Source organism: Burkholderia anthina, assembly GCF_902498995.1.
Taxonomy (GTDB): Bacteria; Pseudomonadota; Gammaproteobacteria; order Burkholderiales; family Burkholderiaceae; genus Burkholderia; species Burkholderia anthina.
On record NZ_CABVLY010000010.1, the window covers coordinates 52,427 to 71,514 of the forward strand.

Consider the following 19,088-nt stretch of genomic DNA (forward strand, 5'->3'; position numbering starts at 1 on the left):
CGTGCGGACAGTATGGCGTCTGCGCGGCCGCTCCGAGCCGGGGCTGGCCATCCGGCCGACTGTCCGGGCAGCGCGCCGCTTTGCAGAATCAGGCCTCGGAAACGCGGCATGGGCCGCAACGATCGCGGGAGGCTGGGATGGCGGGACGATGGGTGGCGCGTTACGCGCCGGGCAGACACCGTTCGACGGGAATCGACGTCGGGGCGGACGAGGTGAGGGTGGCCGTGCTGAGCCGGCTCGGCCGGGTCGCGAATGTGCGTGTCGAAGGGCTCGAACGGGAGCCGGTGGGGTTGGCGGGCGGGCCGGACGATGCGCGCTGGGCCGCGGTGTCGCGCGCGTTGGCCGCGGCCGTGGCGCGGCTGTCGGCGGCCGGTGTGCGCTGCGATACGCGCGGCGTGATGGCGCTGCGCGACGACGAGATGCGGACCGTGACGCTCGACCTGGCCGGGCGCGACGACGTCGCGGACGCCGCGCGGCAGGCGGCCGAACGCATCTCGGGGCTGGCACCGGACAGCTTCGCATTCGACTGGCGGCAGGACGGCGGCGCGCACGCCGGCGAGATCGCGGTCGCCGTCGCTCCGCAGGCGTTGCTGGAGCGGCGCATCGACGTGGCCGCGCAGGCTGGCGTCGACCTGACGGCCGTCGACGCCGAGTCGGCCGCGGCATTGCGCGGGTTGCGCTATGCCGCGCAGTTCGAGCTCGATGCGCACGGCCCTTATGCGGCGTTCTGGTTCTGCGACGCGGGTGTGCATGGCTGGCGGGTCGACGGCGAGCTCGCCGCGCCGGTGCTCGCGGTGTCCGGCGAAGGGCGCAGGGCGTTCTTCAATGCATTGCGCCAATGCGCGCTCGAGCCGGTGCGCGGCGTGCTCGTGGCCGGCGACGAGCGGTGTATCGCCCGTTTTCAGACGTCCGTGGCGGACATCGGCGATGCGCTCGGCGCGGCCGCCGTGCCGTTCGATTGCACCGGCTGGGGCGGGCTGCCGGCCGAACCCGCCGGCGCGTCGGGCGGTCCGGCGTTTGCCGTTGCGGTGGGGCTGGCGCTGCGCGGGGTGTGGGAATGATCGCCGATCCGGTATTCGGGCGGCCCGCGGCTGGCCCTGCCGCGCTCGGCGGCTTCAATCTGCTGCCGTACCGTGAGCGGCTGGCGCAGGCGCTGCGCCGTCGCCGGGCCGCGCAGTGCGGGGCGGCGATCGTGCTCGGCATACTCGGGGCCGTGCTGTGGACGGGGGCGGCAGCAGCGTGGCGATCGCGCGTCGATGCCGAGCGCGCGAGCGTGGACGCGCGCGCGCGGCAATGGCAGCCGCAGGTGGATGCCGCAAAGCGCGCCGCCGGGGCGGCCGCAGAACTCGCGCAACGCGATGCGCGGGCGGCCGTGCTCGCGGCGCCTTACCGGCGTGTTGCCGGGCTGCTCGCGACGCTCGCGCAGGTTCGCGACGATACCGTCCGGCTCGACGCGGTGCGCACGACCTCGTCCGGCGCCGTGCTCGATGCGCGCGCCGTAAGTTACCGGGCGGCCGCGCGATGGCTCGCCCGGATCGCAACCGACGAGCGCAACGGGCGAATCGACATCGGCGAACTGACCTCGGCTTCGGCCTTGCCGGCCGCGGCTGCCGGCATGCCGTTCCGGTTCTCCGTGCAGGTGCGCTGGCAGGACGGCGAGCCTCGGCGGAAAGCAGCGGGAGGCGGCGCATGACGGCGATCGCGCATCGGTCCAGGCCGGGAGGCGCCGGCTGGTTCGGGCATACGCGGCGCGTGCGGCCGGGCACGGCGCACGCCGTGGGCTGCGTGCTTGCTTGCGCGGCTGTGATGGCGGGCGGCATTCGTCTTGCCGATACCGCCGACTGGAGCGGGCTCGCGCACAGTCGCGCGTTGCTGGCAGCCGCGCAGACGCGCGCCGCCGATGCGCAGCGCGTGCTCGCGGCCGCGGCGCAGCCGGGCGATACCCGTCCGGCGGCCGGGCGGAGCGCTCGCGTCGCGCGCACGCCTGCGTGGCCCGTACTGATGCTGGAACTTGCCGATCTCGCCGGCGCGAGCGGGTTACGGGTCGTGTCGATCGAGCCGCGGCGCACGGACGGCGCGGCGCCGGATGGGCGGCGCGCGGTGCGCATCGTCGCGGACGGCGGTTTCCCGGCGCTGCTGCGCATGGTTGGCGGGCTGGCGAGCTTCTCTGCGCTGGCAGTGCCGTCGGTGCTGCAGATCGAGCGAAAACCGCCGGGCCTGAGGATCGACATGTCCGTCGACGTGTTTCCGGCGCTGGCCGGGGGCGGTGCCGGGGACGAGGCGGCGCGCGTGCTTGCCGCCGGTGGGCCGGGCGACGATCCGTTCGGCGGCGCCGGCCAGTCCACGGCGGTTGACGATCAAGAGCCGCGCCTGGCCGGCACGATTCGCGACATGCGGGCCGGCCTCGCGCTGTTCGACGCCGGCGACGGCGCGTTCGTGGCCGTCGCGCCGGGTGAAGCGCTCGGGGCGTCCCGTGTGATGCATGTCGATGCCGGTGCCGTGACGCTTGCGACGGCCGATGGCGCGCGCCGGTTCGTCGTCGGCGACGGAGGCCGCCCATGACGAAATACCGATGGTGGTCGATCGTATTCTGGATCGGGGCGAGCGCGACGGCGGCGCGTGCGGCGTTGCCGCCTCTGCCGCCGCCCGGGTGGCCGCTTGCATCGATGCATGCGCAGGCCGAGGGCGCGCCGCTGCCGGCAGGCGGTGTGCCCGGCGGCGAGGCCGACGCCGCTTCCGTGCAGGCTGACCGGCCGCCGTTCAGCGACGCGGTGCGCGCGGCGGCTCAGGCAGAACCCGTCGTGCCGGCACCGCTGCTGGAGGGGCCGCCGATTCCATTGCCGCCGCCGGTGCGCATGAGCGATGCCGCGGCACGGCATCCCGGCGATGCCGACGATGCGCGCCGGATCTCGCTGAACCTGCAGGGTGCCGGGCTCGCGGCCGCATTCGATGCGCTCGCGCGGTTCACCGGACTGAACATCATCGTCGGCGAGCAGGTGCGCGGTAGCGTGACGTTACGTCTGAACAATGTCCGCTGGCGCGATGCATTCGATACGTTGCTCGACACGCACGGCCTCGCGATGTCCCGGCGCGGCAACGTGATCTGGGTTACGCCGGCGGCCGAGCTGGCCGCGCGGGAGCGCGAGCGCTTCGAAATGCACGCGCGGGCGGCCGAACTGGAGCCGCTCGCGAGCCGGACCTTCGCGTTGCACTATCCGCGTGCGCAGGACGTACAGCGGCTGCTCGCCGGTGCGACCGGCCAGCGCCTGCTGTCGAAACGCGGCGCGGCGGCGGCCGATCCGCGCACGAACCTGCTGTTCGTCACCGATCTCGCGCCGCGCATCGCGCAGATCGCGGGCCTGATCGACGCGATCGACCGGCCGTCGCGGCAGGTCCGGATCGAGGCGCGTATCGTCGAGGGCGAGCAGGGTTTCTCGCGCAACCTCGGCGCACGCGTCGCATTGCGCGCGCAGGGGCGGTCGCCCGCGGCCGACGGTGCAGCGTTCGCGGCGGATGCGCGCAATGCATTCGATCTTGCCGCGCGGCCGCTGGGCGGCTTCGAGGCGGCGACGGCCGGTTTCACGCTGTTCGCCGCGCCGCTCAGCCGTGTACTCGACGTCGAGCTGAGCGCGCTCGAGGCGCAAGGGCGGGGCCAGATCGTCTCCGGGCCGCGCGTGGTCACGGCCGACCGCGTGAAGGCGATCGTCGAGCAGGGCTCGGAGCTGCCGTATCAGGCTAAGGTGGGCAACGGCGTGAGCGGCGTGCAGTTCCGCCGCGCGACGCTGAAGCTCGAGGTCGAGCCGCAGATCACGCCGGACGGGCGCGTCGTGCTTGATCTGGACGTGACGAAGGACAGCATCGGCGAGCCGACGGCGGCCGGGCCGGCCATTCATACCAAGCACGTGCAGACGCGCGTCGAGGTCGAGGACGGCGGGACGGTCGCGATCGGCGGGATTTACGAGCAGTTGAACCGGGACGATGTGACGCGCGTGCCGCTCTTGGGCAAAATACCGGTACTGGGCGCGCTTTTCCGGCATCGCGCACGGCGCGACCAGCGCAACGAACTGGTCGTCTTCATCACGCCGACGGTCGTGGGCGCGCGTTGCGAGACGGCCGGCGCAGGTGGCGCGGATGCGGAAAAATCGGGGCCGGAAGGCGGCGGAGCAGGCTCGACAAGGCAGCCGCTTTGCCAGTAAGCTGCGCCACACACCAGCAAGATTCAAGCAGAGGAAGCCGTTGCAAGCGCGGGACCCACATGCAAACGTATTTTTCGTCGGCCTTATGGGAGCGGGTAAGACCACCGTGGGCCGTGCGGTCGCGCGCCGGCTCGACAGGACGTTCTTCGACTCCGACCACGAAATCGAAGCCCGCACGGGTGCGCGCATTCCGGTGATTTTCGAGATGGAGGGCGAGGCCGGGTTTCGCGACCGCGAATCGCAGGTGATCGCCGATCTCACGCAGCGCGAGAACATCGTGCTCGCGACGGGCGGCGGCGCGGTGCTGCGGCCCGAAAATCGCGATTGCCTGAAAAGCAGCGGCATCGTCATCTATCTGCGCGCCAATCCGCACGATCTCTGGCTGCGCACGCGCAAGGACAAGAACCGCCCGCTGTTGCAGACCGAAGATCCGAAGGCGCGTCTCGAGGCACTCTACGAAGTGCGCGACCCGTTGTACCGCGAATGCGCGGACTTCGTCATCGAGACCGGCCGTCCGTCGGTCAACGGTCTCGTCAACATGGTGCTGATGCAACTCGAACTGGCAGGCGTCATCGCCAAGCCGCTACAAGCATGATTACCGTCAACGTCGATCTGGGCGAGCGCGCCTACCCGATTCACATTGGTGCCGGCCTGATCGGCCGCACCGAGCTGTTCGCCCCTCACATCACCGGTTCGTCGGTCACGATCGTCACGAACACGACTGTCGATCCGCTGTACGGCGACGCGCTGCGCGCGGCGCTCGCGCCGCTCGGCAAGCGTGTGTCGACGGTCGTGCTGCCGGACGGCGAGGCATACAAGAACTGGGAAACGCTGAACCTGATCTTCGACGGCCTGCTGACCGACCGCGCGGATCGCAAGACGACGCTCGTCGCGCTCGGCGGCGGCGTGATCGGCGACATGACGGGCTTTGCCGCCGCATGCTACATGCGCGGCGTGCCGTTCATCCAGGTGCCGACGACGCTGCTGTCGCAAGTCGATTCATCGGTCGGCGGCAAGACGGGCATCAACCACCCGCTCGGCAAGAACATGATCGGCGCGTTCTACCAGCCGCAGGCCGTGATCGCCGATATCGGCGCGTTGACGACGCTGCCCGATCGCGAACTGGCGGCGGGCGTCGCCGAAGTCATCAAGACGGGCGCGATCGCCGATGCCGAATTCTTCGACTGGATCGAGGCGAACGTCGACGCGCTGAACCGACGCGAGCCGGCCGCGCTCGCGCATGCAGTGAAGCGCTCGTGCGAAATCAAGGCGAGCGTGGTCGCGGCCGACGAACGCGAAGGCGGCTTGCGCGCGATCCTGAACTTCGGCCATACGTTCGGCCATGCGATCGAGGCCGGGCTCGGCTACGGCGAATGGCTGCACGGCGAAGCGGTCGGCTGCGGGATGGTGATGGCAGGCGACCTGTCGGTGCGGCTCGGCCTCTTCGACGAAGCGTCGCGGCAGCGGCTCGATGCGGTGATTGCCGCCGCGCACCTGCCGACTCGCGGGCCCGCGCTCGGCGACGCGCGCTACATGGATCTCATGCGCGTCGACAAGAAAGCCGAAGCCGGTGCGATCAAGTTCATCCTGCTGAAGCGATTCGGCGATACGCTGATCACGCAGGCGCCCGACGAAGCCGTGTTCGCCACACTGGCGCAGACGACCCGGTAACGGCGGCCCGGATGCCCCGGCGCCCCTGACATGGAGGAGACGTGAGCGAGACATCCAGCAGCACACTGCCCGAGTCCGGCCGCGCATCCGTCGCGGTGCTGGCCGAGCCGCCGACGCTGGCGGCGCTGGAAGCCCATCTCGCTCCGTATGCCGCGCACGCGTCGCAGTCGCGCGGCCGCCGCCATCCGGAAACGCCGCCGGCCGCGCGCACCGAATTCCAGCGCGACCGCGACCGCATCGTTCATTCGACCGCGTTCCGCCGGCTCGAATACAAGACGCAGGTCTTCGTCAATCACGAAGGCGACCTGTTCCGCACCCGCCTCACGCACAGCCTCGAAGTCGCGCAGATCGCGCGTTCGATCGCACGCAACCTGCGGCTCAACGAGGATCTCGTCGAGGCGATTTCGCTCGCGCACGATCTCGGCCATACGCCGTTCGGCCATGCCGGGCAGGATGCGCTGAACGCATGCATGCGCGAGCACGGCGGCTTCGAGCACAACCTGCAGAGCCTGGCCGTCGTCGACGAACTCGAGGAGCACTACGGCGCGTTCAACGGCCTGAACCTGTGCTTCGAGACGCGAGAAGGGATCCTCAAGCACTGCTCGCGCGAGAACGCGCGCAAGCTCGGCGCGCTCGGCGAGCGCTTCCTGCAGGGCCGCCAGCCGTCGCTCGAAGCGCAGCTCGCGAACATCGCGGACGAAATCGCGTACAACAACCATGACGTCGACGACGGGCTGCGCTCCGGCCTGATCACGATCGAGCAGCTCGCCGAAGTCGAGCTGTGGCAACGCCACTACGACGCGGCGCTCGCCGAGTTTCCGCATCTCGAAGGCCGCCGCCTCGTGCACGAGACGGTGCGCCGCATCATCAACACGCTGATCGTCGACCTGATCGACGAGACCACGCGCAATCTCGTGCGCGTCGCACCCGCGTCGCTCGACGACGTGCGTGCCGCGCCGCCGCTCGTGGCACACAGCGCGACGGTCGCCGCGCAGGCGGCCGCGCTCAAGCGCTTCCTGTTCAAGAACCTGTACCGCCACTACAAGGTGATGCGCATGGCGAACAAGGCGCAGCGCGTCGTCACGGGGCTGTTCGACGCGTTCATCGACGATCCGCGCCTCTTGCCGCCGCCATACCAGTCGGACGACGCAGCGCAGCAGCCGCGCCTCGTCGCGCACTACATCGCCGGCATGACCGACCGCTTCGCGCTGAAGGAATACCAGCGCCTGTTCGTCATCAACGACAACTGACTGTCACAAACGATCACTAGACTTCGCCGGTTCAATGGCGACGGGAATGTTGCACACGCTGTTGGTAACGTTTTCATAGGAGAAAGGTCGATGAAGAAGAAGCCTGCGGGGACCCTGGTTCGTTCGATCGCGCTCGGCGGCGCGCTGATGTTCGGTGTGCAGCACGCGGCGTTCGCCGTGACGGAGATCCAGTTCTGGCATGCGATGGAGTCGGCGCTTGGCGACCGCGTCAACGAGATCGCCGCGCAGTTCAACGCATCGCAGAGCGACTACAAGATCGTGCCGGTCTTCAAGGGCACTTACGACCAGGCGCTCGCGGCGGGCATCGCCGCGTATCGCAGCGGCAACGCGCCGGCGATCCTGCAGGTCTATGAAGTCGGCACCGCGACGATGATGCAGGCGAAGAAGGCCGTCGTGCCCGTCTACGACGTGTTCAAGCAGGCCGGCGTGCCGCTCGACGAAAAGGCGTTCGTGCCGACCATCGCGAGCTACTACAGCGATGCGAAGACGGGCCATCTGGTATCGATGCCGTTCAACAGCTCGACGCCGGTGCTGTACTACAACAAGGATGCCTTCAAGAAGGCCGGGCTCGACCCGAACCAGCCGCCGAAGACGTGGGCCGACGTGAAGGCCGACGCGGAGAAGCTGCGCAAGTCCGGGATGGCCTGCGGCTTCACGACCGGCTGGCAGGGCTGGATCCAGCTCGAGAACTACAGCGCGTGGCATGCGCTGCCGTTCGCGAGCCGTAACAACGGCTTCGACGGCACCGACGCGGTGCTCGAATTCAACAAGCCGCAGCAGATCGCGCACATCGCGTTCCTGCAGCAGATGGTGAAGGACGGCACGTTCACGTACGCGGGCCGCAAGGATGAGGCGTCGGCGAAGTTCTACAGCGGCGATTGCGGGATCCTGACGACGTCGTCGGGCGCGCTCGCCAACGTGCAGAAGTTCGCGAAGTTCAGCTACGGCACCGGGATGATGCCGTACGACGCGAACGTGAAGGGCGCACCGCAGAACGCGATCATCGGCGGCGCGAGCCTGTGGGTGCTGGCGGGCAAGGATCCGGCCACCTACAAGGGCGTCGCGAAATTCCTCGCGTTCCTGGCCTCGCCGGCCGTGGCCGCGAAGTGGCACCAGGACACGGGCTACCTGCCGGTCACGACGGCCGCGTATGACCTCACGCGCCAGCAGGGCTTCTACGCGAAGAACCCGAGCGCGGAAACCGCGATCAAGCAGATGATGAACAAGCCGCCGCTGCCTTATACGAAGGGGCTGCGTCTGGGCAACATGCCGCAGATCCGCACGGTGGTCGACGAAGAGCTGGAGCAGGTCTGGGCGCAGAAGAAGTCGCCGAAGGACGCGCTCGATTCGGCCGCGTCGCGCGGCAACGAACTGCTGCGCCGCTTCGAGAAGTCGGGTAGCTGAGCGCACATCGCGTTCGTGCCGCCGGCCGCCGCGTCGCACATGCGGGCGGGCCGGCGGCGCGGTTCCCTTTCCGTTTCGCCTGACCGGATGCCCGCGATGCAATCCCGTTCCCGTTTCGGCGCGAGCCTGCTGCCGTACCTGCTGATCGCGCCGCAGCTCGCGATCACCGCCGTGTTCTTCCTGTGGCCGGCCGGCGTCGCGCTGTGGCAGTCGACGCAGATGCAGGACGCGTTCGGCACGTCGAGCGAATTCGTCGGCCTCGCGAACTTCACGCACCTGTTCGCCGATCCGCTGTATCTCGACTCGTTCCGCACGACGCTGGTGTTCAGTTCGCTCGTCACGGTGAGCGGGCTCGTCGTGTCGCTGCTGCTCGCCGCGTGCGCCGATCGCGTGATCCGCGGGGCGCGCGCGTATCGCACGCTGCTGATCTGGCCGTACGCGGTCGCGCCGACGATCGCGGCCGTGCTGTGGGCGTTCCTGTTCAACCCGAGCATTGGTCTGGTCACCTATGCGCTCGCGAAGAGCGGCATCGTGTGGAACCACGCGCTGAACGGCGGCCAGGCGATGTTCCTCGTCGTGCTCGCGTCGGTGTGGAAGCAGGTGAGCTACAACTTCCTGTTCTTCTACGCGGGCCTGCAGGCGATTCCGCGCTCGCTGATCGAAGCGGCGGCGATCGACGGTGCGGGCCCGGTGCGGCGCTTCTTCAACATCGTGCTGCCGCTGCTGTCGCCGACGAGCTTCTTCCTGCTGGTCGTGAACCTCGTGTACGCGTTCTTCGACACGTTCCCGGTGATCGACGCGGCCACCGCGGGCGGCCCCGCGCAAAGCACCAAGACGCTGATCTACAAGATCTTCACGGAAGGCTTCCAGGGGCTCGACATCGGCAGTTCGGGCGCACAGTCGGTCGTCCTGATGATCATCGTCGTCGGGCTCACGGTGATCCAGTTCCGCTTCGTCGAACGCAGGGTGCAATACGCATGATCGAAAATCGCAAGGGCTTCGACCTGTTCTGCCACGCGGTGCTGATCGCGGGCGTCGTGGTGATCGTGTTCCCGGTCTACGTCGCGTTCTGCGCGGCGACGATGAACGCGCAGGAAGTGTTCACGATCCCGCTGTCGCTGGTGCCGAGCACGCACCTGCTGGAGAACATCGCGTACATCTGGGGGCACGGCAGCGGCGGCACGACGGCGCCGTTCGGCCGGCTGCTCGTCAACAGCTTCGTGATGGCGCTCGGCATCGCGGTCGGCAAGATCGCGATGTCGATCCTGTCCGCGTACGCGATCGTCTACTTCCGCTTCCCGTTCCGCAACACGGCGTTCTGGCTGATCTTCATCACGCTGATGCTGCCGGTCGAGGTGCGGATCTTCCCGACGGTGCAGGTCGTGTCGACGCTGCATCTGACGAACACCTACGCAGGGCTCACGCTGCCGCTGATCGCGTCGGCGACCGCGACGTTCCTGTTCCGCCAGTTCTTCATGACGCTGCCCGACGAGCTGATGGATGCCGCGCGCATCGACGGCGCGGGGCCGCTGCGCTTCTTCTGGGACGTCGTGCTGCCGCTGTCGAAGACGAGCATCGCGGCGCTGTTCGTGATCACGTTCATCTATGGCTGGAACCAGTATCTGTGGCCGATCCTGATCACGACGGAAGCGTCGCTGTCGACGGCGGTGGTGGGCATCAAGACGATGATCGCGAGCGGCGACGCCGCGACCGAATGGCAATACGTGATGGCGGCGACGCTGCTGGCGATGATTCCGCCGCTCGTCGTCGTGCTGGCGATGCAGCGCTGGTTCGTGCGCGGCCTCGTCGATTCCGAGAAATAGGCAACGGACGGCAACCGGGAGAAGGGACCAAGTATGGCTGCGCTGAGCTTGAAGGGCGTCAGGAAATCCTACGACGGCAAGCAGCACGTGCTGCACGGCATCGACGTGGAGATCGCCGACGGTGAATTCATCGTGCTGGTCGGCCCGTCGGGCTGCGGCAAGTCGACGTTGCTGCGGATGATCGCGGGGCTGGAGACGGTGACGGACGGCGAGATCGCGATCGGCGATCGCGTGGTCAACGCGCTGGAGCCGAAGGATCGCGACATCGCGATGGTGTTCCAGAACTACGCGCTGTATCCGCACATGACGGTCGCGCAGAACATGGGCTACGGCCTGAAGATCCGGGGCCTCGAGCGCGCGACGATCGACGCGCGGGTGGCCGCGGCCGCGAAGATCCTCGAGCTGGAGCCGCTGCTCGCGCGGCGGCCGCGCGAGCTGTCGGGCGGTCAGCGGCAGCGCGTCGCGATGGGGCGCGCGATCGTGCGCGAGCCGTCGGTGTTCCTGTTCGACGAACCGCTGTCGAACCTCGACGCGAAGTTGCGCGTGCAGATGCGGCTCGAGATCCAGCGGCTGCATGCGCGGCTCGCGACGACGAGCGTGTACGTGACGCACGACCAGATCGAGGCGATGACGCTCGCGCAGCGCGTGATCGTGATGAACCGCGGCTACGCCGAGCAGATCGGCGCGCCGGTGGACGTGTACGAGAAGCCGGCGACGGTGTTCGTCGCGGGCTTCATCGGATCGCCGGCGATGAACCTGATGCACGGCCGGCTGTCCGAGGATGGCGCGACGTTCACGGTCGCGGGCGGCGGCCCGGCGCTGCCGGTCGCCGGCGCGCCCGGCATCGGCGCCGAGATCGCCACCGGGCGCGACTGGGTGCTCGGCGTGCGGCCCGAGCACATGACGCCGCAGCCAGGCGTTGCGCAGGCGGCGCTGCCGGTCGATTCCTGCGAACTGCTCGGCGCGGACAATCTCGCGCACGGCCGCTGGGGCAATCACGATATCGCGGTGCGGCTGCCGCATGCGGATCGTCCCGCGCGCGGCACGGCGCTGGCTGCCGCGCTGCCGGCGCACCGGCTGCATTTCTTCGATCCCGAGACCGGCCGGCGTGCCGGCTGACCCGACGAACCTGTTGCGAGGCTGACGATGACTTCCCGTACCGACTGGCCCTATCCGCGCGTCGTCGCCCATCGCGGCGGCGGCACGCTCGCGCCGGAGAACACGCTCGCCGCGTTCGACGAGGGCGCGCGGCGCGGTCACCGGATGGTCGAGTTCGACGCGAAACTGTCGGCCGACGGCGTGACGTTCCTGCTGCACGACGACACGGTCGACCGCACGTCGAACGGTAGCGGAGCCGCGGCGGGCATGCGTTATGCGGCGCTCGCCGCGCTCGATGCGGGCGCGTGGCGGGATGCGCGCTTTGCCGGCGAGCGGATGCCGACGCTCGAGGCGGCGGCGGCGCGCTGCCTCGCGCACGGGCTGGCCGCGAACGTCGAGATCAAGCCGTGCCCGGGACGCGAGCGCGAGACGGGGCAGCGGGTGGCCGCCGATGCGGCCGCGTACTGGCGCGACGCGGCGGTGCCGCCGCTGCTGTCGTCGTTCTCGTTCGATGCGCTGCAGCAGGCGCGCGCGAGCGCGCCGCAGCTGCCGCGCGGAATGTTGTACGAGGCGGTGCCGGACGACTGGCACGCGCAGGTCGTCGGCGCGCTCGGTTGCGTATCGTTGCATGCAGACCACAATCGGCTGAACGAATCGCTCGTGCACGCGATCAAGGCGGCCGGGCTGCGCATCCTCGTCTACACGGTCAACGACCTCGAACGGGCGCGCGAACTGGTGCGCTGGGGCGTGGATGCGGTCTGCACCGACCGGATCGACCTGATCGGCCCCACGGCGCTCGACGACATCGTGTAACGCCGCCGGCTCGCCAAAACCCGGCACGGGAACGTGCCTGACGCGAAAAAACGACGCCCCGGCGGGATTCCGACCGGGGCGTTTCGCATGGCGGGGCCGTTACGCAAGGAAAATTCCGCTACAAATTGCAGCAGGATTAACCATTCCCCAAATATTCGACTACGCTTAGAAGCGGTAACCGACGTTCAGGTACGTGACGATCGGGTTGAGCGAGATGTGCGCCTTCGACGTCTCGGTCAGCGTGCCGACCTGGGTGCGCTTGGCCGTCGTGAAGGTCGCGGTGACGCTGACCGGGATGTACGACAGCGACAGGCCGGCGAACCAGTGCTTGTCGAAGTTGTACGTGAAGCCGGCGTTGAAGACAGGCGCCCACTGGTTGCTGGTGGTCGCGCTGGTCGGCCCGCCGAGCACGCCGTTCTCGAACGCGCTGTTGGTGATCTTCGCGCCGGTAAACCAGACATACGTCGCGCCGACGCCCAGGTACGGACGGAATTTCGCGTTCGCGTCGTTGAAGTAATACTTGAGGAGCAGCGCAGGGCTCCACTGGTATGCACGACCGAGCGTGCCGAAACTTGAGAACTGGCCTTTGCCTGTGATGTCGAACTTCGGCGGAATGCCTGCGATGAACTCGGTGGCGATATGGTCGGTCACGAAGTAACCGGTCGCCAGTGCGAGCGTGTCGGCATCGCTGATGCCGGCGCCCGTGTTGGGAACCGACTGGTTGATGGGCGTGCCGCCGACGCCGTACAGAAACAACGGGTCGCTGCTGTCTTGCGGCGAAAGGTGCAGCCAGCCGGTGCTGACGTAAAAGCTACCTGCGGATTGTGCGTGTGCCGTACCGCCCGCGAATGCGAATGCGAGCGCTGCGGCCCCCGTAATGGCCAGTTTTCGTTTCATTGTGTCTCCTCCGATCAAAGGCGTGCTCATTATGACGACTGCGTTTAAAACCAAACAAGCTCGCAAGTTAGAGCTTTTTCACTAGGATTCGCACGACCGTACGCTTCCGCGCCCCGTAGGGACAGGCATTCTACGCAGGTGCGCACTTTCGGACCTCCGGGTATTTCCTAACGCGTTCAAACGGACATTCAGCATGGCACGGTTAGCACGACTCTACGTTCCCGACCAGCCGCAGCACGTGATACTGCGCGGCCTGGATCAGCAACCCGCGTTCGTCGACGACCAGGACTACGAACTCTTCATCGATTGTCTGAAGGCCGCGGCACGCGATCACCATCTTTCGGTGCATGCCTATGTGCTGCTCCCGCGTCAGGTGCAGCTCCTGGTGACGCCGAGCGACGAGGCGAGCCTGCCGAAGGCGATGCAGGCGGTCGGCCGCCGCTACGTCGCGCATTTCAACCGGCGTTATTCCCGGCGCGGCACCCTGTGGGAAGGCCGCTATCGCGCGACGGTGATCGAAGGCGAGCGCTATTTCCTGCTCGCGAGCCGGGTGGTCGAGATGAGCCCGGTGCGCTCGCAGCTCGTCGCGACGCCCGAGGCGTATCGCTGGTCGAGCTACCGGCATCACGTCGGGCTCACCGTCGACAGCCTGATCACCGACCATCCGCTCTACTGGGCGCTCGGCAACACGCCGTTCGACCGGCAGCGCGCGTACAAGGAGCTCTGCGAGCAGCCGCTCGACGAACGGCAGGCCGATCAGCTCCAGCAGGCGACGTTGAAGGGCTGGGTGCTCGGCGGCGAGCACTACCGCGAGTGGGCGGCGCGCACGGCGAACCGGCGCGTGTCGCCGCTGCCGCGCGGACGCCCCAGAAAGGTGCGTGAAAACACGCCGCCGATCCAGCAGTAGCACGGGAAAGGCGGGCCACGAGGCGGCGCTGCGGGTGCCGCCTCTTTTTGCACCAAAATGATACGACCCCAGTAAATCAGCACCACATCGGGGCGCGCCTTTAATTGGGGTTCGATCAAGCGGTTTTTGTTGCTATTCCTTTGATTCGTCGCGTATATTCCGAATTCCGGTGGCCCGGGCAGAGCTTGCCCAACCACTGTCGGCCGTGCCGTCTCCCGTCGGGAGCGGGAGCGACGGCAACAAAAAAATGGTTCAACGGCCCTCGAGGCCCCCTTTACGACGGTGTCCCCATGAACGACCACCAGCAGCCGCTCGCCGCGGTGCCCGCCGCACAAGGTCTGTACGACCCGCAAAACGAACACGACGCCTGTGGCGTCGGCTTCGTCGCTCACATCAAGGGCAAGAAGAGCCACGAGATCATCCAGCAGGGTCTGAAGATCCTCGAAAACCTCGATCACCGCGGCGCGGTCGGCGCCGATCCGCTGATGGGCGACGGCGCGGGCATCCTGATCCAGATTCCGGACGCGTTCTATCGCGAGGAAATGGCGAAGCAGGGCGTGAATCTGCCGCCCGCCGGCGAATACGGGGTCGGGATGATCTTCCTGCCGAAGGAAAACGCGTCGCGTCTCGCGTGCGAGCAGGAGCTCGAGCGCACGGTGAAGGCCGAGGGGCAGGTCGTGCTCGGCTGGCGCGACGTGCCGGTCGATCATGCAATGCCGATTTCGCCGACCGTGAAGGCGAGCGAGCCGCTGATCCGCCAGATCTTCATCGGCCGCGGCAAGGACATCATGGTGACGGACGCGCTCGAGCGGAAGCTGTACGTGATCCGCAAGACGGCGAGCCACCGCATCCAGGCGCTCAAGCTCAAGCACGGCAAGGAATACTTCGTGCCGTCGATGTCGGCGCGCACGGTCGTCTACAAGGGGCTGCTGCTGGCGGGCCAGGTCGGCGTGTACTACCGCGACCTGCAGGACTCGCGCGTCGTGTCGGCGCTCGCGCTCGTGCACCAGCGCTTCTCGACCAACACGTTCCCGGCCTGGGAACTGGCTCACCCGTACCGGATGATCGCGCACAACGGCGAGATCAACACCGTGAAGGGCAACGTGAACTGGCTGAACGCGCGTACCGGCGCGATCGCGTCGCACGTGCTCGCCGACGACCTGCCGAAGCTGTGGCCGCTGATCTACCCGGGCCAGTCCGACACCGCATCGTTCGACAACTGTCTCGAACTGCTGGTGATGGCCGGCTATCCGCTCGTGCACGCGGTGATGATGATGATCCCGGAAGCGTGGGAACAGCACACGCTGATGGACGAGAACCGCCGCGCGTTCTACGAATACCACGCTGCCATGATGGAGCCGTGGGACGGCCCGGCCGCGATCGCGTTCACCGACGGCCGCCAGATCGGCGCGACGCTCGACCGTAACGGCCTGCGTCCGGCGCGCTACCTCGTGACCGACGACGACCTCGTCATCATGGCGTCGGAAGCCGGCACGCTGCCGATCCCCGAATCGAAGATCGTCAAGAAGTGGCGCCTGCAGCCGGGCAAGATGTTCCTGATCGACATGGAACACGGCCGCATCATCGACGACAAGGAACTCAAGGACAACCTCGCGAACGCGAAGCCGTACAAGAGCTGGATCGACGCCGTGCGCATCAAGCTCGACGAGATCGAGCCGAAGGCCGAGCAAGTCGCGGCCGGCCGCACGGCGGGCGCCGCGCTGCTCGACCGCCAGCAGGCGTTCGGCTATACGCAGGAAGACCTGAAGTTCCTGATGGCGCCGATGGCGCAGCAGGGCGAAGAGGCCGTCGGTTCGATGGGCAACGACTCGCCGCTCGCGGTGATGTCGAACAAGAACAAGACGCTCTATCACTACTTCAAGCAGCTGTTCGCGCAGGTCACGAACCCGCCGATCGACCCGATCCGCGAGAACATGGTGATGTCGCTCGTGTCGTTCATCGGCCCGAAGCCGAACCTGCTCGACACGAACAACATCAACCCGCCGATGCGGCTCGAAGTGTCGCAGCCGGTGCTCGACTTCAAGGACATCGCGAAGATCCGCGCGATCGACCAGTACACAGGCGGCAAGTTCAGCGCATACGAGCTGAACATCTGCTATCCGGTCGCATGGGGCAAGGAGGGCATCGAGGCACGCCTCGCGTCGCTGTGCGCGGAAGCCGTTGACGCGGTGAAGTCCGGCTACAACATGCTGATCGTGTCGGACCGCAAGACGGACGCCGAGCACGTCGCGATTCCGGCGCTGCTCGCCACGTCGGCGATCCACACGCACCTCGTCCAGCAAGGGCTGCGCACGAGCACGGGCCTCGTCGTCGAGACGGGCTCCGCGCGTGAGACGCACCACTTCGCGCTGCTCGCGGGCTACGGCGCGGAAGCCGTGCACCCGTACCTCGCGATGGAAACGCTCGCGAAGATGGCCGAAGGCCTGTCGGGCGACCTGTCGCCGGAGAAGGCCGTCTACAACTTCACGAAGGCGGTCGGCAAGGGCCTGCAGAAGGTGATGTCGAAGATGGGCATCTCGACGTACATGTCGTACACGGGCGCGCAGATCTTCGAAGCGCTCGGCCTGTCGAGCGATCTCGTCGAGAAGTATTTCAAGGGCACGGCATCGAAGGTCGGCGGCATCGGCCTGTTCGAAGTCGCTGAAGAAGCGATCCGCCTGCACCGCGACGCATTCGGCGACAACCCGGTCCTGCGCGACATGCTCGACGCGGGCGGCGAGTACGCGTACCGCGTGCGTGGCGAAGACCACATGTGGACGCCGGATTCGATCGCGAAGCTCCAGCACGCGACGCGCAGCAACTCGTACCAGACGTACAAGGAATACGCGCACCTGATCAACGACCAGACCAAGCGTCACATGACGTTCCGCGGCCTGTTCGAGTTCAAGGTCGAGCCGACCAAGGCGATCCCGATCGACGACGTCGAATCGGCGAAGGACATCGTGAAGCGCTTTGCGACGGGCGCGATGTCGCTCGGCTCGATCAGCACCGAAGCGCACGCGACGCTCGCGGTCGCGATGAACCGGATCGGCGGCAAGTCGAACACCGGCGAAGGCGGCGAGGACCAGAAGCGTTATCGCAACGAGCTGCGCGGCATTCCGATCAAGGCGGGCGAGACGCTGAAGTCGGTGATCGGCGACGAGATCGTCACCGACATTCCGCTGAAGGACGGCGATTCGCTGCGCTCGAAGATCAAGCAGGTCGCGTCGGGCCGCTTCGGCGTCACCGCCGAGTACCTGGCATCGGCCGACCAGATCCAGATCAAGATGGCGCAGGGCGCGAAGCCGGGCGAAGGCGGCCAGCTGCCGGGCCACAAGGTGTCCGAATACATCGGCAAGCTGCGTTACTCGGTGCCGGGCGTCGGCCTGATCTCGCCGCCGCCGCACCACGACATCTACTCGATCGAGGATCTGGCGCAGCTGATCCACGACCTGAAGAACGTGAACCCGAGCTCGAGCATCTCGGTGAAGCTGGTGTCGGAAGTGGGCGTCGGCACGGTCGCGGCCGGTGTCGCGAAGGCGAAGGCCGATCACGTCGTGATCGCGGGCCACGATGGCGGCACGGGCGCTTCACCGCTGTCGTCGGTCAAGCATGCGGGCACGCCGTGGGAGCTCGGCCTTGCCGAAACGCAGCAGACGCTGGTGCTGAACCGCCTGCGCGGCCGGATCCGCGTGCAGGCCGACGGCCAGATGAAGACGGGCCGCGACGTCGTGATCGGCGCGCTGCTCGGCGCGGACGAATTCGGCTTTGCGACGGCGCCGCTCGTCGTCGAGGGCTGCATCATGATGCGCAAGTGCCATCTGAACACGTGCCCGGTCGGCGTCGCGACGCAGGATCCGGTGCTGCGTGCGAAGTTCAAGGGCCAGCCCGAGCACGTCGTGAACTACTTCTTCTTCGTCGCCGAGGAAGTGCGTGAAATCATGGCGCAGCTCGGCATCGCGAAGTTCGACGACCTGATCGGCCGCGCCGACCTGCTCGACACGCGCAAGGGCGTCGAGCACTGGAAGGCGAAGGGCCTCGACTTCTCGCGCGTGTTCTACCAGCCGGAAGAGTGTGAGGACGTCGCGCCGCGTCACGTCGACGTGCAGGATCACGGCCTCGAGCGTGCGCTCGACCACGTGCTGATCGAGAAGGCGAAGGCCGCGATCGAGAGCGGCGAGCATGTGTCGTTCATCCAGCCGGTGCGCAACGTGAACCGTACCGTCGGCGCGATGCTGTCGGGCGTGATCGCGAAGAAGCACGGCCATGACGGCCTGGCCGACGACGCGGTGCACATCCAGCTGAAGGGCACGGCCGGCCAGAGCTTCGGCGCGTTCCTCGCGAAGGGCGTGACGCTCGACCTCGTCGGCGACGGCAACGACTACGTCGGCAAGGGCCTGTCGGGCGGCCGGATCATCATCCGTCCGACCAACGACTTCCGCGGCAAGTCCGAGGAAAACATCATCTGCGGCAACACGGTGATGTACGGCGCGATCGAAGGCGAAGCCTTCTTCCGCGGCGTGGCGGGCGAGCGCTTCTGCGTGCGCAACTCGGGTGCGACGGCGGTCGTCGAAGGCACGGGCGACCACGGTTGCGAATACATGACGGGCGGCACGGTCGTCGTGCTCGGCGAAACCGGGCGCAACTTCGCGGCCGGCATGTCGGGCGGTCTCGCGTACATCTACGATCCGGAAGGCATGTTCGCGGCGAAGTGCAACAAGTCGATGGTCGCGCTGGATCCGGTGCTGCAGCAGGCCGAACAGGAGCGCACGGTCGATCGCGCACTCTGGCACGCGGGCACGACGGACGAAGCGCTGCTCAAGGGGCTCGTCGAGCGTCATTTCCAGTTCACGGGTTCGCCGCGCGCGAAGTCGCTGCTGGAAAACTGGGACGCGGCGCGCCGCCAGTTCGTGAAGGTGTTCCCGAACGAATACAAGCGCGCGCTGGGCGAGATCGGTGCGAAGAAGGCGGCGAAGGAAGTGCTGGCCGCCTGAGCGACGAACGACAT

General features: G+C 67.6%; 15 protein-coding genes. 14 read left to right on the forward strand and 1 reads right to left on the reverse strand.

Going from position 1 to position 19,088, the window contains the following annotated elements; translation table 11 throughout:
- Positions 1 to 137: 137 nt before the first annotated feature.
- The 12 genes from BME24068_RS15020 (at position 138) to ugpQ (ending at position 12,276) form a co-directional block, all read left to right on the forward strand.
- Complete coding sequence (locus BME24068_RS15020) at positions 138 to 1,061, forward strand: type IV pilus biogenesis protein PilM (RefSeq protein WP_174926529.1); 924 nt, start codon at positions 138 to 140, stop codon at positions 1,059 to 1,061.
- Positions 1,058 to 1,693, forward strand: a complete 636-nt coding sequence (locus BME24068_RS15025; protein WP_174926530.1) for a fimbrial protein — start codon at positions 1,058 to 1,060, stop codon at positions 1,691 to 1,693. The genes BME24068_RS15020 and BME24068_RS15025 overlap by 4 nt, the downstream gene beginning before the upstream one ends.
- Positions 1,690 to 2,562: a pilus assembly protein gene (locus tag BME24068_RS15030; RefSeq protein ID WP_174926531.1), complete on the forward strand. Its 873-nt coding sequence runs from the start codon at positions 1,690 to 1,692 to the stop codon at positions 2,560 to 2,562. The genes BME24068_RS15025 and BME24068_RS15030 overlap by 4 nt, the downstream gene beginning before the upstream one ends.
- Positions 2,559 to 4,196: a type IV pilus secretin PilQ gene (locus BME24068_RS15035; RefSeq protein ID WP_174926532.1), complete on the forward strand. Its 1,638-nt coding sequence runs from the start codon at positions 2,559 to 2,561 to the stop codon at positions 4,194 to 4,196. The genes BME24068_RS15030 and BME24068_RS15035 overlap by 4 nt, the downstream gene beginning before the upstream one ends.
- Before the next feature lie 40 nt (positions 4,197 to 4,236).
- On the forward strand, positions 4,237 to 4,791 hold the full coding sequence (locus BME24068_RS15040; RefSeq protein ID WP_124828714.1) for a shikimate kinase: 555 nt from the start codon (positions 4,237 to 4,239) through the stop codon (positions 4,789 to 4,791).
- Positions 4,788 to 5,867, forward strand: a complete 1,080-nt coding sequence (gene aroB, locus BME24068_RS15045) for a 3-dehydroquinate synthase (RefSeq protein ID WP_096504192.1) — start codon at positions 4,788 to 4,790, stop codon at positions 5,865 to 5,867. Before BME24068_RS15040 ends, aroB begins: the two co-directional genes overlap by 4 nt.
- A 41-nt stretch (positions 5,868 to 5,908) precedes the next feature.
- Positions 5,909 to 7,117 carry a deoxyguanosinetriphosphate triphosphohydrolase gene (locus tag BME24068_RS15050; protein ID WP_174926533.1) on the forward strand — a complete coding sequence of 403 codons (1,209 nt, stop codon included), beginning with the start codon at positions 5,909 to 5,911 and terminating at the stop codon, positions 7,115 to 7,117.
- 90 nt (positions 7,118 to 7,207) lie between these two features.
- A complete protein-coding gene (gene ugpB / locus BME24068_RS15055) occupies positions 7,208 to 8,542 on the forward strand; it encodes a sn-glycerol-3-phosphate ABC transporter substrate-binding protein UgpB (RefSeq protein WP_096504196.1) in 1,335 nt (444 codons plus the stop codon).
- A 96-nt stretch (positions 8,543 to 8,638) separates the two neighbouring features.
- A complete protein-coding gene (ugpA, locus tag BME24068_RS15060) occupies positions 8,639 to 9,523 on the forward strand; it encodes a sn-glycerol-3-phosphate ABC transporter permease UgpA (RefSeq protein WP_096504198.1) in 885 nt (294 codons plus the stop codon).
- Positions 9,520 to 10,365, forward strand: a complete 846-nt coding sequence (gene ugpE / locus BME24068_RS15065) for a sn-glycerol-3-phosphate ABC transporter permease UgpE (protein WP_096504200.1) — start codon at positions 9,520 to 9,522, stop codon at positions 10,363 to 10,365. Before ugpA ends, ugpE begins: the two co-directional genes overlap by 4 nt.
- Before the next feature lie 33 nt (positions 10,366 to 10,398).
- Positions 10,399 to 11,484: a sn-glycerol-3-phosphate import ATP-binding protein UgpC gene (locus tag BME24068_RS15070; RefSeq protein ID WP_096504203.1), complete on the forward strand. Its 1,086-nt coding sequence runs from the start codon at positions 10,399 to 10,401 to the stop codon at positions 11,482 to 11,484.
- Positions 11,485 to 11,511: 27 nt separating this feature from the next.
- Positions 11,512 to 12,276, forward strand: a complete 765-nt coding sequence (gene ugpQ, locus BME24068_RS15075; RefSeq protein WP_174926534.1) for a glycerophosphodiester phosphodiesterase — start codon at positions 11,512 to 11,514, stop codon at positions 12,274 to 12,276.
- 165 nt (positions 12,277 to 12,441) lie between these two features.
- On the opposite strand, the gene BME24068_RS15080 is transcribed toward ugpQ, so the two are convergent.
- A complete protein-coding gene (locus BME24068_RS15080) occupies positions 12,442 to 13,173 on the reverse strand; it encodes an OmpW/AlkL family protein (RefSeq protein WP_096504207.1) in 732 nt (243 codons plus the stop codon).
- Between the two features lie 193 nt (positions 13,174 to 13,366).
- Between BME24068_RS15080 and BME24068_RS15085 the strand changes: the two genes are divergently transcribed.
- Positions 13,367 to 14,080, forward strand: coding sequence for a transposase (locus tag BME24068_RS15085; RefSeq protein ID WP_034189835.1), 714 nt, complete (start codon positions 13,367 to 13,369; stop codon positions 14,078 to 14,080).
- Positions 14,081 to 14,370: 290 nt separating this feature from the next.
- Positions 14,371 to 19,074: a glutamate synthase-related protein gene (locus BME24068_RS15090; RefSeq protein WP_174926535.1), complete on the forward strand. Its 4,704-nt coding sequence runs from the start codon at positions 14,371 to 14,373 to the stop codon at positions 19,072 to 19,074.
- Positions 19,075 to 19,088 lie beyond the last annotated feature (14 nt).

Excerpts from the sequence above, each read along its gene's own strand:
- BME24068_RS15080 (WP_096504207.1), bottom strand. The coding sequence starts at position 13,173 with ATGAAACGAAAACTGGCCATTACGGGGGCCGCAGCGCTCGCATTCGCA.
- BME24068_RS15035 (WP_174926532.1), top strand. The coding sequence starts at position 2,559 with ATGACGAAATACCGATGGTGGTCGATCGTATTCTGGATCGGGGCGAGC.
- BME24068_RS15090 (WP_174926535.1), top strand. The coding sequence starts at position 14,371 with ATGAACGACCACCAGCAGCCGCTCGCCGCGGTGCCCGCCGCACAAGGT.
- BME24068_RS15025 (WP_174926530.1), top strand. The coding sequence starts at position 1,058 with ATGATCGCCGATCCGGTATTCGGGCGGCCCGCGGCTGGCCCTGCCGCG.
- aroB (WP_096504192.1), top strand. The coding sequence starts at position 4,788 with ATGATTACCGTCAACGTCGATCTGGGCGAGCGCGCCTACCCGATTCAC.
- ugpQ (WP_174926534.1), top strand. The coding sequence starts at position 11,512 with ATGACTTCCCGTACCGACTGGCCCTATCCGCGCGTCGTCGCCCATCGC.
- BME24068_RS15020 (WP_174926529.1), top strand. The coding sequence starts at position 138 with ATGGCGGGACGATGGGTGGCGCGTTACGCGCCGGGCAGACACCGTTCG.
- ugpA (WP_096504198.1), top strand. The coding sequence starts at position 8,639 with ATGCAATCCCGTTCCCGTTTCGGCGCGAGCCTGCTGCCGTACCTGCTG.
- BME24068_RS15070 (WP_096504203.1), top strand. The coding sequence starts at position 10,399 with ATGGCTGCGCTGAGCTTGAAGGGCGTCAGGAAATCCTACGACGGCAAG.
- ugpB (WP_096504196.1), top strand. The coding sequence starts at position 7,208 with ATGAAGAAGAAGCCTGCGGGGACCCTGGTTCGTTCGATCGCGCTCGGC.
- ugpE (WP_096504200.1), top strand. The coding sequence starts at position 9,520 with ATGATCGAAAATCGCAAGGGCTTCGACCTGTTCTGCCACGCGGTGCTG.
- BME24068_RS15085 (WP_034189835.1), top strand. The coding sequence starts at position 13,367 with ATGGCACGGTTAGCACGACTCTACGTTCCCGACCAGCCGCAGCACGTG.
- BME24068_RS15030 (WP_174926531.1), top strand. The coding sequence starts at position 1,690 with ATGACGGCGATCGCGCATCGGTCCAGGCCGGGAGGCGCCGGCTGGTTC.